This window comes from Paenibacillus sp. P4_E11 (assembly GCF_056401635.1).
Genome location: NZ_JBFUIX010000021.1, coordinates 65,893 through 78,516 on the forward strand (window position 1 = coordinate 65,893; position 12,624 = coordinate 78,516).

The 12,624-nt window shown below is 50.7% G+C and carries 12 protein-coding genes; 6 read left to right on the plus strand and 6 right to left on the minus strand.

Translation table 11 applies throughout. The features are described from left to right. Positions 1 to 2: 2 nt before the first annotated feature. The 5 genes from AC1DWB_RS10995 to AC1DWB_RS11015 all read right to left on the minus strand — a co-directional run bounded on the left by AC1DWB_RS10995 (position 3) and on the right by AC1DWB_RS11015 (position 5,875). Positions 3 to 587 carry a prepilin-type N-terminal cleavage/methylation domain-containing protein gene (locus AC1DWB_RS10995; RefSeq protein WP_477541097.1) on the minus strand — a complete coding sequence of 195 codons (585 nt, stop codon included), beginning with the start codon at positions 585 to 587 and terminating at the stop codon, positions 3 to 5. 142 nt (positions 588 to 729) lie between these two features. Continuing rightward, the gene (locus tag AC1DWB_RS11000; RefSeq protein ID WP_477541098.1) at positions 730 to 1,938 is read right to left on the minus strand and encodes a type II secretion system F family protein; all 1,209 of its coding nucleotides are present in this window, start codon (positions 1,936 to 1,938) and stop codon (positions 730 to 732) included. 62 nt (positions 1,939 to 2,000) lie between these two features. Continuing rightward, positions 2,001 to 3,734 (minus strand): GspE/PulE family protein, encoded by a 1,734-nt coding sequence (locus tag AC1DWB_RS11005; protein WP_477541099.1) that lies wholly within the window; start codon positions 3,732 to 3,734, stop codon positions 2,001 to 2,003. A 35-nt stretch (positions 3,735 to 3,769) separates the two neighbouring features. After that, positions 3,770 to 4,768, minus strand: a complete 999-nt coding sequence (locus tag AC1DWB_RS11010) for a VanW family protein (RefSeq protein WP_477541100.1) — start codon at positions 4,766 to 4,768, stop codon at positions 3,770 to 3,772. A 261-nt stretch (positions 4,769 to 5,029) separates the two neighbouring features. After that, positions 5,030 to 5,875 carry a helix-turn-helix transcriptional regulator gene (locus AC1DWB_RS11015; protein ID WP_477541101.1) on the minus strand — a complete coding sequence of 282 codons (846 nt, stop codon included), beginning with the start codon at positions 5,873 to 5,875 and terminating at the stop codon, positions 5,030 to 5,032. 597 nt (positions 5,876 to 6,472) lie between these two features. Here AC1DWB_RS11015 and AC1DWB_RS11020 point away from each other — a divergent pair. Beyond that, positions 6,473 to 7,573, plus strand: coding sequence for a GIY-YIG nuclease family protein (locus AC1DWB_RS11020; RefSeq protein WP_477541102.1), 1,101 nt, complete (start codon positions 6,473 to 6,475; stop codon positions 7,571 to 7,573). A 147-nt stretch (positions 7,574 to 7,720) separates the two neighbouring features. Here AC1DWB_RS11020 and AC1DWB_RS11025 read toward each other — a convergent pair whose 3' ends face one another. Continuing rightward, the gene (locus tag AC1DWB_RS11025) at positions 7,721 to 8,224 is read right to left on the minus strand and encodes a DinB family protein (protein WP_477541103.1); all 504 of its coding nucleotides are present in this window, start codon (positions 8,222 to 8,224) and stop codon (positions 7,721 to 7,723) included. 210 nt (positions 8,225 to 8,434) lie between these two features. On the opposite strand from AC1DWB_RS11025, the gene AC1DWB_RS11030 reads away from it, so the two are divergent. The 5 genes from AC1DWB_RS11030 to AC1DWB_RS11050 form a co-directional block, all read left to right on the plus strand. Further along, positions 8,435 to 9,496 (plus strand): Gfo/Idh/MocA family protein, encoded by a 1,062-nt coding sequence (locus AC1DWB_RS11030; RefSeq protein WP_477541104.1) that lies wholly within the window; start codon positions 8,435 to 8,437, stop codon positions 9,494 to 9,496. A gap of 18 nt (positions 9,497 to 9,514) precedes the next feature. Then, complete coding sequence (locus AC1DWB_RS11035) at positions 9,515 to 10,351, plus strand: Gfo/Idh/MocA family oxidoreductase (protein WP_477541105.1); 837 nt, start codon at positions 9,515 to 9,517, stop codon at positions 10,349 to 10,351. A 128-nt stretch (positions 10,352 to 10,479) separates the two neighbouring features. Next, complete coding sequence (locus AC1DWB_RS11040; RefSeq protein ID WP_477541106.1) at positions 10,480 to 11,379, plus strand: AraC family transcriptional regulator; 900 nt, start codon at positions 10,480 to 10,482, stop codon at positions 11,377 to 11,379. A gap of 68 nt (positions 11,380 to 11,447) precedes the next feature. Continuing rightward, a complete protein-coding gene (locus AC1DWB_RS11045; protein ID WP_477541107.1) occupies positions 11,448 to 11,570 on the plus strand; it encodes a hypothetical protein in 123 nt (40 codons plus the stop codon). 43 nt (positions 11,571 to 11,613) lie between these two features. Further along, on the plus strand, positions 11,614 to 12,624 hold a 1,011-nt coding region (locus AC1DWB_RS11050; RefSeq protein WP_477541108.1), incomplete at its 3' end, for a cytochrome ubiquinol oxidase subunit I.

Sequence of the window (12,624 nt, forward strand, 5' to 3'; positions counted from 1 at the left end):
TGCTAAGGTGTTGTAGGTGCTGTTGGCGTTTTGCTTTCTTCGACATAGCCGGACTTCTCGATATTGGCCTCGGACGTCAAATCCGCGTATTTTTGAGTTCCGAACAGCGTGACTTGATATTGGAAGTTGCCATTGGCGTCCTTGGAGACGTGCACGTACGATACCGATGCTGGTGCGGACACCGATACCGGAGGTGTTGCCGTTGCAGCCGCAGCACCTTCAACGTAAGTATTAGGCTTGTTCGATGGATCTTTCGGAATCAATTCCAGATACCCTTTATCGTTCAGGTCTTTCAATGTCAGATCAAGCGTAGCGGCGCCCGCTAAAGATACACCCTCGTTGGATACGTACAATCTGGCCGCATCAATAATCATATGCGCGTTGGAACGGTGTGCGTTGATGCGAGTCTTCTCGATAATGGATCCGATAGATGGAATCGCGATAGCAGCGATAATGGCGATGATTACGATAACCGCGAGCAGCTCGATCAGAGTCAAGCCTTTCTCGTTCTTCAGTACTTCACGAAGTGAAAGCTTACGTGCGCGCAACCTTTGTAACCCGTTGTTGTCCATTACGATCTCGTTCATTGAATTCCCACCTCTTCGATTGGTATGAGTATGTACTTGCATTTGACTAGCTTCAACCGTGTGAAGATCCCCTGCTGTTAACCCTTGTGACATTTGTCTTGTTCACCCCCTTTCAAGGATGGATTCGATAAGCTCTGTATGATTACAAATAGTTATCGTACATTTTAAACATCGGGCTCATGATCGCGGCTACGATGACCCCGACAATGGCGGAGACGAACAATAGCATGAGCGGCTCGATGACAGCCTTCAATCGGTCAACGCTCTGATCCACATCCGCTTCGTAGAAGTCTGCGATCTTGGCCAGCATGTTGTCCACTTGCCCGGTCTCTTCCCCGATCATCAGCATCTGCACGACCATCTTCGGGAAGATACCGCTTGTCGCGAACGGCTCGGACAACATCTTACCTTGCTGCAGACTCGTCTTCGATTCTCGAAGCACCTTCGCTACGACCCGATTGCCTACGACTTTCTCCGTCACGTCCAACGCTTGCAATACAGGCACGGCGCTCACGAACAACGATGACAATGTACGGGCCAACCGCGCCACCGCGGCTTTCTTCAAGATAATGCCGAAGATCGGCAACCGGAACTTGATGCTGTCAATCCAATACTTCCCTTCCTCCTTGGCGTTCAATGTCCGGAACAATAAGCCAAGTCCGATCAATCCAGCCAGGAACATCCACCAATATTCCACAATGGCATCGCTGGAAGCCATTACGAACTTGGTAATCATCGGCAGCTCCGATCCCTGCTCGAGAAACATATCTGCAAAGGTAGGAACGATCTTGATTAACAGGAAGATGACGACTACAACTGCGATTATCAATACGATGATCGGATACGTCATGGCCGACTTGACCTTCTGAACCGTCTTGTGCTCCTTCTCGTAATGGTCGGCCATCCGGTCCAACACATCATCCAGATTCCCGCCGGTTTCACCGGAGGCGATCATATTGACGAACATCTCCGGGAATACCTTCGGATGGTCGCCCATCGCCTTCGATAAATTATGACCGCTGCGGATTTGCTCCGATATGTCACCCAGCGCGATCTTCAAGTACTTGGCCGTTGACTGATCCTCGAGAATGGTGATCGCTTGATCGATCTGAATCCCTGCTCGAATCAAGGTGGCGAACTGCCGGCAGAAGATTACGAAATCTTCCAGCTTCACCGCACGGCCGAAGTGAATTTCCTTGTCCATCGCGGTGGCACTCTTCTCCTGAATGCTGCGGATGATCATCCCCCGGCCGCGGAGCTCTGTAATCGCCGTTTGCTTGTTCTGGGCTTTCAGGTTGCCCTTCAGCTTCTTGCCGCTCTCGTTCACGGCTTCGTATGCGAAATTCGCCACGATCGTTTCACCTCAGTACGTACGAATATCGTGAATTGTTGATCCTAGGGCGAGCACCGATGTTACTCGTCGGACACGGCTTTCAATACTTCCTCTACGGACGTATGGCCGTCGCGTACCTTCATGAGCCCGTCATACAGCATGTTCCGGAATCCGTACTGGGACAAATGCTGCTCCAGCTCATTGACAGGCCGATTCTGCACGATGAGCCTTCGCAGAGGCTCGTCCACGACAAGCACTTCATGCAAAGCGAGCCGGCCGCGGTAACCCGTTTTGTTGCACGTCCCGCAGCCCTTGCCGCGCGACACCATGATGGCGCTTTCGCCAGGCTTCATCGCTGGTGTTCGAGCGAGCCCTCCGCCAGTACCCGTATGAGCGAGCCGATGTTCCTCGGCGCTAACGAGTCCGTGCGTCTCGAACAGTCTCAGCTCTTCATCCTTGACAGGTGCCAGATGAGCGCATTCACGGCATACCCGACGGACGAGACGCTGGGCCACGATGCATGATAAGGAGGAAGCGATCAAGTACGGATCAATGCCCATGTCGACAAGTCGGCTTATCGTGCTGACGGCACTGTTCGTATGGATCGTGCTCAGCACCAAGTGTCCTGTGAGCGAGGCGCGTACTGCAATTTCCGCTGTCTCGGCGTCGCGGACCTCCCCGACCATGACGATGTTCGGATCCTGACGCAAGATGGATCGCAGTCCGGAAGCGAATGTCAGCCCGATCTGCGAATTAACCTGAACCTGGGTGACCCCGTTCATCCGGTACTCCACTGGATCTTCGACCGTAATGATCTTCACATCGTCGCCGTTCAGCTGGCTTAATGCGGAATATAGCGTAGACGTCTTCCCGCTCCCGGTCGGTCCCGTTATGAGGATGATGCCGTTCGGCCGTTGGATCATCTTGTCGAACTTGAGCAGATTGACTTCGCTTAAGCCGAGCTCGGCGATCTTCTTGACGCCAGCCGACTGGTCGAGAATCCGCAAGACGATGCTTTCACCATGCACGGTAGGCAGTGTTGATACCCGGATGTCGATGCGACGGTTGTCGACCTGCATCTGGATGCGCCCGTCCTGCGGAAGGCGGCGTTCCGCAATGTTCAGCTTGGATATGATCTTCAGCCTCGCGGTCAGTACACCTTGCATATGCTTCGGCAGCGCTTTCTCCGTTCGCAGCACACCGTCGATCCGATACTTGACGATTAATTGCTTCTCCTGTGGATCGACGTGGATGTCGGACGCCTTCTGCTGCACGGCGGACTGAATGATCTGATTGACCAACTTGACGATCGGAGAACCTTGGTCGTTCGCCTCCTGCTCCTCATCCTTAATCTCCAGCTTATCGAGGTCCACCATCAGCTCTTCGACGGATTCCTTCAAGCCGTAGTTCCGGGTAATCGCCTGTTCCACTTCCGACCGAATGGCAATGACCGGTTGCACGCTCATATTCGTCGCCATACGTATTTCTTCGATCGCGTCATAATTCAGTGGATCGACCATCGCTACCTTGATCTTGCCGTTCTTCCGTTCGATCGGGATGACGCAGTGTTTGCGGGCGAGCGATTCCGGAATCAGTTGCACCGTATTCATGTCGAGTGCAGTCTCGAACATGTTGACGACCGGGAAACCTAACTGGAATTCCAGCACTTCCACAAGCTGTCTCTCCGTAATCAAGCCTTTGTCGATCAGGATCTCGCCCAGCTTCTTCCGCGTGTGCACCTGCTGTTTGAGTGCTTGCTCGAGCTGCTCCTCGGTAATGAGTCCATTCATAACGAACAGCTCACCTATGCGCATAAGGGGTCCTCCTTCCTGGGGTACATGGGTTTCGTTTATTTCAACTCGTCCGGATTAGGCCCTCGAGCGATGACCACCGGGCGCGGTGCATAGAAGTCTTTGGCCAACAGAACCGTCTTCCCATCATGGTTCATGTCACCATACACCTTCACGAGTGTGCCGGCCATTCCTTCGCTGCGTCTCACTTCCCCTTTACCGACTAGTGTAAAATCCGTAAGCACCAGTCGTTCAGGGGTAAACGATTCTTTACTTACCGTAATCTTGGGAGCCTTCCACGATGCAGTCGGTGAACCATTGAGCGTGACGGTCGGAGTCTCACCGCTGTAGATCACCCCTACCGTTACTGGAAAGTCGAACGAATTGTAGAACGTGAAGTCCTGCTTGTTCGGTTGAAACTCCACATCGAACCCGGATGCTGCGTAAGTTGGCTGGTCCTGATGTGGAACCCGCTCCCCTACTTGTATTCCAGCTCGTACGACAGCCTCATACAGCAATCCGGCAATATGCGAGAGCTCGTCTTCCTTCTTCTCAGGAATTTTCGATTTGAGTGCTTCGGTGAACCATGTATTGTATGAGAACAGCTTGCCCGGTTCCAGCTTGATTGCCGAAGCCAACTCCAGCCATGCTTTCTCATTGGGGCTCACAGCTACAGAGCTTTGCACTTGAGACAGCAGTTGGAAGCTGGTCGCATTCGTATTCGCCGGATTGGGTCGGGACGATGTTGCTGCTGGTGGCGAAGACGATGGAATTGGCGTTGCAGGTGCAAGTGATGCGATTGGCGTCATGGTTGGTGATGGTGATGCCGATGGCGCTGCTGAAGCGGCCGTTACAGCAGGTGTTGCTTTTACGGGCACGTTCACAGGTGCGATTTCCTGGGTAGTCTTCCAAAACATCAAGTTTTGCAAATTTTTGTCGGAATTCCATTGAACGAATCCTGTTGCGGATAACCCGTATACGGTTACAGTACCGACTACACCGATCAGAACAACCCATTTGACTGGCTGCAGGATGATGTTCTTTCGTCTCTGTCTCATCACGTTCCGTCCTTCAAAGCTCGACATATTCCCGCCCTATTCGGTGGGTGCCTCCAATATAACTGCAAATTTCTACAGCGCAAATTATACATACACATTATTCCGATCTACCTAGTGCACATGAAGTAATTCAACTGCAATACAAGTGATAGCCCTATCTGCATAGGTCTTCTTGAATATTCGCAACTGCAACCGAACAACAAAAAGACCGATTCCCGGTCACCCCCTACAATATGGGCTGCCGAAATCGGTCTTACCTGACTATATGGCGCCTAGTACGCGCAATATTAATGAGGCCTTGGAGTTCACCTTAAGCTTGCTGTTGATCTTCGTCACATAGACCCGAACCGTGTTCTCACTGATCCCGAGCACTTTGCCGATCTGCTTGTAATCATAATCCAGCAGCCAGTATGTGGCGATTTCCTTCTCCCGGAACGTCAGCTTGAACGCCTTCAACCGCTCCTCCAAGATTTCCTCGACAAACCATGTCTTGCTCTGCAGCTCCGTCTTTCGAATCTCATATTCCATGCTGAGCGCAATCGACTCAATGCAAGGATACAGGAACGGAGCAGACACGTCCTGAAAAGCCGACAAAGCCAAGTAGCCTACGCAATGATTGTCCGAATTGTGAATCGGCACGCACATCGTCACCCAGTCATGCATCGTATCTAGGTAATGGTCTTCACCATGAATCCATACTGGACGCTGCAGTTCTATTGCCGCCGATACAGCGTTCGTACCCGCACTTGTGAGCGAGAGGGCCGAACCGATCCCGATATTGTTAATGCTAGCTGCGTTCAAGATGGACCGTTCATCCCCATTCATGTGCAAGATGACTCCGTTGCTGTCCGTTACCATCAGGAGATTAGGGAAATAAAAGGCGTTACTTTTGAGCAGGCCCTGCTTCTGAATCACATCCATTAGCTGCTGATTTTTGGCAATGAGCCGCTCCATCATTTTACCTTGCACACGAAATCGCACCCGCATCGAATCTCTCTGTACCCCATTTTGAAACGATTTTTCGTGGAATTTGACGATTTCCTTACTCGTTATGCCTACCTTCTGAACAAAATCCTCGGTTCGAACCTCTTCTGCAAAAACCTTCATCGTCTCACTCACTTTTCTATCGATTTTGGAGTGCTCCGGGACATTCGTGAGGAAGAAGCCATGATCGTGTCGTTTAGGCTCGAATGCTATTACATTTGATTACATGAGCCCGGATGACAATAACTATAAGGCCCCTCCCCTATCACTTGGTATAGTACAAAGGCATTAATTATTACAAGATAGTATCCTTGCACTATGGAATGCATAACGCTTGACGAATATCTATGCTATTAGAATCCTGTCCGTGTTCGATTCGTGTCCTTTAGGCCCTGTCTTTCGAACGAATTCGTAAGAATCACGCATCCGTACACCATTAGAGGAGTTGGCTCTATCCTGCAACCTGGAGGACCTCCGGCATACGACTTCCGTCCACCTTATAAGTAATTTCATTCTATACACCCGGCAAATGCGTCGATACGTATCGAGACTTCCATAGTGGTGCAATCCTCTCAGAAATAAGATGGTACTATTGGGTCGAATATCATACCTCCCGGCTATGTATGGAAATTCGCTAGTTCGCCTATGGTATGATACGGGTAGAATGTTTACAGGAGCGAGCGTTTCCCGGGCTGAACGGACTACGCTCAGGAGGAGATTATGCAGCCTTTTACGTTTCGAGCCAATCATTATCCAGAATTGCCTGGATGCTATCTGATGCTGGGTGATGCCGGTCAGGTGCTCTACGTGGGGAAGGCCGTCAACTTGCGATCTCGCTTATCCTCCTACTTCCGAGGGAAGCATGACCGTATCAAGACCGCTAGACTGGTTCAACAAATTCGTGAGATCGAGATTATGATCGTTTCGAACGAGAACGAAAGCCTCACGCTGGAACGCGAGTTAATCAAACACTATGTTCCACCCTTCAATCGAGCCATGCGTCGAGGCCCATCTGTTCTGCCTTACATCGCCGTCTCATCTGAAGATTTACCTAGATTGACCGCGATCGATATCGCTAGATTCGAACATTCGAACTTCGAAGGGGCAAGTAACGGTACGAAAGGGGATACCGCTTTAATCGGTCCTTTCCCCAACGTTCCCTACAGGAACATCGTGCTGGAGCATGTGATCGGATCATTTGGTCTCCCCACCTGTTSACCAATGGAAGACCGGATATGTCTGCGTTTCTATCAAAAGTTGTGCAGCGGAATATGCGAGAACCGAATCACTCAAGCCCAATACAGCGATGCTGTGAGAGCTGCATCAGAGCTCCTTGTTCAGCCTGAAGCGATTCTCGAACATATGCGTGCCAAGATGGAGGCGTATGCCGAACAACTCCACTTCGAGCATGCCCTGCAAGTGAAGAAGCAACTGGAAGCCTTGGCCCGAATGAACGAGAAGCAAAGCGTGAACCGCCCAAGCCGGAAGCGGGAAACGATCGTTTGGATTGGGGGAGCACACGGGCTTATCGCTCAACTGGAAGAGGGTACATTGCGGAGCAGGTTTGTATTCGTATCCCTCCCGGGAGACTTGAGCCTGGTTACTGCTATTGTTCAACTGCTTGAACATGTATGGATGGATACACGTCCTTACGAAATCATTACCAATGCAGGAAGTTTGGACCCTCTCGTTCTGAACGAAGCTAGGGTCAGCAATCCGAATATGCGGTTAATCTCACCGAAAAAGGGGCGTAAACGCGACCTGTTGGATATATGTCGAGTGAATTTCGAATATAGGGTGAAGGTGAAGTTGGGGGAATAGGAGGATAGCAAGGATAAACGCCTAACGGCGTCCTTTGACGCCGTGCGTTTGCCGAGACGATGAACAATCAGCGAAGTTATACTTTCTGAATCGTTAAAAAAGCTCCCGCAGGAATGGTTACCGTCGGGAGTTCCTATTTGTATTCCTCTATACCGCTGGCGGCTCCATTCCCATCTGAATCCATTCTTCCCGGGAAGGTCCGAATACGCCTGGAACTTGCAATCCAGCTTGACGCATCAACACAGTCATTTGGCCTCGATGGTGAGTCTGATGGCCGATCAGGATTTGCAAGGTCAGCCCCTTCGGCCATTGCTCGCCATACATGTCGCAAGTCTCATTCAATGTGGCGTCCGACCAATTCCTGTTAAGTGATTCCAGCACCGCCTGGCTAGCTTGACGATACCCATCGGCAATTACTTGCGCAGAAGTTGGCACAGGCGCATCGTGATGAGGCGCATCGAACTCCAAGCCAGTGCGGGACAGCATCTCATGGACGGATGTGACGATATGCCAGGCGAGTCGTCCGAGTGTTCGCCCTTCCGTAGTTACTTCCTGTGCCAGTGAAGCATCATTGAGCACATCCATCAGCTTCTGCGTATTCGCGCTCTCATTTTTCCAATCCTGGGCAAACATTTGAATCGACGTATACATGTTTGTTGCCTCCCTGATCATCCATAGAATATAGTGGTTCCTCTGTATAGTTCGACACGAACATATATTCTCCTCCTGCATGCACAAATATACATAAAAACTTTTTTTCTAAAAAGACAAATACGGATAAGTGCATAGTCGAACTTATCGCTTGTATAATTCGCTCAAACGGCTACAATAAACTTGTTATCATAATGAGGAGGGATTGACATGAGTAAAATTAAAGTTGCTATTATAGGCTGCGGCACAATCGCCAACAGTGCGCATATCAGATCATACTTGGGGAATCCGGATGCGGAGATCAAATACTTTTGTGACATTAAGAAGGAACGTGCTGAGAAAGCAGTGAAAGACTACGGCTGCGGTGAAGCGGTAGAAGATTATCATGTCGTCTTGAACGATCCTGAGATCGAAGCGGTATCGATCTGTACACCGAACAATGCACATGCCAAGATTTCAATCGATGCCCTTCGCGCCGGCAAGAACGTGCTCTGCGAGAAACCAGCGGCCAGAACTTATGCAGAAGCATTGGAAATGCAGAAAGTGCAGCATGAAACCGGCAAAGTGCTGAACATCGGTGTCGTGAATCGATTCAACACCGGCGTTAACCGCATCAAGAACATGATTCAGAACGGCGAGTTGGGCGAAGTATATCATGTCTATATCAGCTTCCGGTCGCAGCGTTCGATTCCAGGGCTCGGCGGAGCCTTCACAACCAAGGCGATTGCCGGAGGCGGCGCGCTCATCGACTGGGGCGTTCATTTCCTAGATGTCGTCATGTACTGCACGGGTGATCCTCTGCCGAAGACCGTGTCCGGACAAGCTTACAGCAAGCTGGGCCGAGAGATGGAGAATTACACATACGTCAACATGTGGGCCGGACCACCTAACTACGAAGGCACTTACGACGTGGATGATTTCGTTACGGGCATGATTCGTACGGAAGGCCCTACGATTACGTTGAACGGCGCCTGGGCGCAAAACATCGGCGTGGACGAAATGTACATCGACTTCATCGGCGACAAGGCGGGAATCCGTTTGCAATACGGCAAAGATTTCAAAGTATACGGCACAAAGGATGGAGCTTTGATCGAGACGACTCCTACCTTCAAGTCGAAAGAAATGTTCCAGAACGAGATCGACGCATTCGTGAATTGCGTGAAGACTGGGGAGAAGGCACCTTCTCATATCGACACCGTCATCGTATCGTCACAAATTATCCAAGCAATCTACGATTCTTCCGAGCAGCACAAGGAAATTTCACTCAACTAGGACCGGAGGCGATTCGGAATGAAAACGATAGGGTTCATCGATTATTTCCTCGACGAATGGCATGCGAACAAATACCCGGAATGGATCGAGCAAGCGTCGGGCGGACAGCTCAAGGTCACTTACGCCTACGCTATGATCGATTCACCAAGCGGCCTGGATAACGCCACCTGGTGCCGTAACAAAGGGATCGAGTTGCTGGAGTCGATTGAAGAGGTCGTCGCCAAGAGTGATTACTTGATCGTCCTCTCACCTGACTATCCGGAGTTCCATGAACAGCTGGCCATGTTGCCGCTGCAATCGGGTAAGCCGACTTACGTCGACAAGACGTTCGCTCCGGACCGGAAGACAGCGCAGTTGCTGTTCGATACGGCTGCTGCGCACAATACGCCGCTTTATTCGTCATCGGCTCTGCGTTTCGCAGCCGAGTATACATCGGTGGAACGCCAAGCTATCCATGCGATTCAGAGCATCGGGCCCGGCCGATTCGAGAACTACTCGATTCATCAGATCGAGCCGATCGTCTCCCTCATGGGCAGCGACGCCGTTCGCGTCATGTCCCTCGGCACGAATCAATCGCCGGCACTTCTGATCGAATTCACGGATGGCCGGCAGGCAACTGTTCGACACTTCAGCGGTGATGCCCCGTTCAGCTTGGCGATTGAATATGACTCGAAGAACTCAGCAATCGTTAAGGTAGCATCGAACTTTTTTGCCTTGTTTATCGACAATCTGTTGCAGTTTTTCGAATCAGGCCAACCTACAGTCCATTCGGACGAGACGATTGCCGTCATCACGATTATCGAATATGGCCTTATTGCGATGCAGACACCTTATACGTGGATCGAACTTCCTTAAGCGTTGCTGGAATGACTTTAATGGACTTAACAGAAGACCGCAGTAGCGATTCGTCGCTGTTGCGGTCTACGTGTTTTGGCCCAGCTATGATACAATTCTCCTAATACAGATAAATACGGGAGAATTCAATGAACGAAAAGAAACATGCCGGCTGCCTCTTTCACTTCGACAACGTGTTTGCCAAGGGACAGATGACGTTCGGCGGTATCGAGCTGTACCAGATCGGCGAAATATGCTGCGAATGCGGGCATGAGATATTACCGCACAAGCAGTTTTGCCTCGAACTTAGCTGCATTGTGTCCGGCAGCGGTTATTTCTATATCGACGATACGTGTATCAAGGTTAGTGAAGGAGACATTATATTCAATAACATCGGACACACTCACTCCATCCGTACTGACGCTTCCAGCATGCTGCGTTTCGTCTATATGGGCTTCATGTTTCAGGTTGAGGCGGGGGATAAGTTCGGGAGCATCCAGGCGTTTCTGCAATCCGCTCCTTTTCACCATTCGAAAGATACATACAGTCTAATGATTCCGTTCCTGCGGAACATCGACGAATTTTATGCGCAGAAGCCGTTTTCCGAGATCATGATTCAGAACTATCTGGAGGAGATTATCGTCCTCGCCTATCGATCTTTCACAGAAGGAACTGGCAAAGTGACCCGGTACGCTCCGCAAAAATCGACGCATTCGGTCGGCTATACGGTCTATTCGGTCATTCGGTACGTCGAAACCCATATTTTCGAGCTCAAGAGCATTCGGACGATCGCAGATGAATTAGGCTACAGCTACACGTATTTATCGCATACGTTCAAGAACAAGACAGGTATGACGCTGCAGCGTTACATCAATCACAAGAAAATCGAGAAAGCGCTGGAACTGCTCAAGTATGGTAACATTCCGGTCAAGCAGGTGGCAGCCCGTCTTCATTACGAGACGCTGCAGTCGTTCAGCAAAGCGTTCTCGCGCATCATGGGCTACCCCCCTTCTCAATTCGTTGCGATGCAGCGCGAGGAGAACGTGTGACGACACAACTATATGATTGAATCATACTGCAATTGTTTATAATTGGGGTATTAAGGATGGTGAAGCTCATGGATCGGAACCCTGAAGATCAAGGCAGACGCATCGCCAAACAAGAGAAAAGGCTAATTGTCTTATGTATCGGTGTCGCAATCGTCATGCTGCTTTCCCTATCACGTCACTTGTTCTCCTAGCTTACATCATGCATTTGCTTCACTAATAAGGAGGCCTCCCGCTATGCTCTCCAGCTTCTATGATCCGGTTGTCTATAGCCGACTGCTCACCTCACTAACGCTTGGGTTTCATATTATATTCGCCACAATCGGTGTCGGTGTTCCACTACTAATCGCTCTTGCCGAGTGGATCGGCATCAAACGGAACGATCCGCACTACTTGCTGCTCGCTCGCCGCTGGGCTAGAGGCTTCGTTATTACTGTAGCGGTAGGCGTAGTCACCGGGACCGCCATAGGCCTGCAGCTCAGCCTATTATGGCCCAGCTTCATGCGTGTTGCCGGCCAATCGATCGCTCTTCCCCTGTTCATGGAGACGTTCGCCTTCTTCTTCGAAGCGATCTTCTTGGGCATCTACTTGTACACATGGGACCGGTTCAAGAGCAGAATGGCTCACTTCTGGCTGCTTGTGCCTGTTGTTATTGGTTCCTCCGCTTCTGCATTCTTCATTACAATCGTGAATGCGTTCATGAATTACCCAGTCGGCTTCACCTACACTGACGGCAAGATTACCGATGTCAATCCGATCGCCGCCATGCTCAGTCCGGCGATGCCGACCAAGGTCGCGCATGTGCTATCCTCTGCCTACTTGACCTGCGCCTTGGTGCTCGCTGCCATTGCCGCATGGTCGCTTCTAAGAGGGCGCAACCACGTCTATTACCGCAAGGCACTCAAGCTCACGATGACCACCGCCTTCGTGTTCATTCTCTCGACCGCACTGATCGGCGACTTGTCCGGGAAATACTTGGCGAAGTACCAGCCGGAGAAGCTCGCGGCCATGGAATGGCATTTCGAGACGACGAACAACGCCGCGCTCGTATTCGGCGGGGTGTTGGATGAGAACAATGAAGTGAAGTATGGGCTGAAAATCCCTTATGCCTTAAGTATTCTTGCACACGGTTATCCTACAGCGGAAGTGACAGGATTGAACGACATTCCGGAAGATGAACATCCACCGCTGTGGATTCATTACCTGTTCGACATCAAGATGGGGTATGCGGGCTACATGACCATAGTC

What these genes read in the sequence shown, in the direction of transcription:
- AC1DWB_RS11040 (WP_477541106.1), top strand. Translation starts at nt 10,480, where the DNA reads ATGAACGAAAAGAAACATGCCGGCTGCCTCTTTCACTTCGACAACGTG.
- AC1DWB_RS11015 (WP_477541101.1), bottom strand. Translation starts at nt 5,875, where the DNA reads ATGAAGGTTTTTGCAGAAGAGGTTCGAACCGAGGATTTTGTTCAGAAG.
- AC1DWB_RS11030 (WP_477541104.1), top strand. Translation starts at nt 8,435, where the DNA reads ATGAGTAAAATTAAAGTTGCTATTATAGGCTGCGGCACAATCGCCAAC.
- AC1DWB_RS11005 (WP_477541099.1), bottom strand. Translation starts at nt 3,734, where the DNA reads ATGCGCATAGGTGAGCTGTTCGTTATGAATGGACTCATTACCGAGGAG.
- AC1DWB_RS11035 (WP_477541105.1), top strand. Translation starts at nt 9,515, where the DNA reads ATGAAAACGATAGGGTTCATCGATTATTTCCTCGACGAATGGCATGCG.
- AC1DWB_RS10995 (WP_477541097.1), bottom strand. Translation starts at nt 587, where the DNA reads ATGAACGAGATCGTAATGGACAACAACGGGTTACAAAGGTTGCGCGCA.
- AC1DWB_RS11010 (WP_477541100.1), bottom strand. Translation starts at nt 4,768, where the DNA reads ATGAGACAGAGACGAAAGAACATCATCCTGCAGCCAGTCAAATGGGTT.
- AC1DWB_RS11045 (WP_477541107.1), top strand. Translation starts at nt 11,448, where the DNA reads ATGGATCGGAACCCTGAAGATCAAGGCAGACGCATCGCCAAACAAGAG.
- AC1DWB_RS11025 (WP_477541103.1), bottom strand. Translation starts at nt 8,224, where the DNA reads ATGTATACGTCGATTCAAATGTTTGCCCAGGATTGGAAAAATGAGAGC.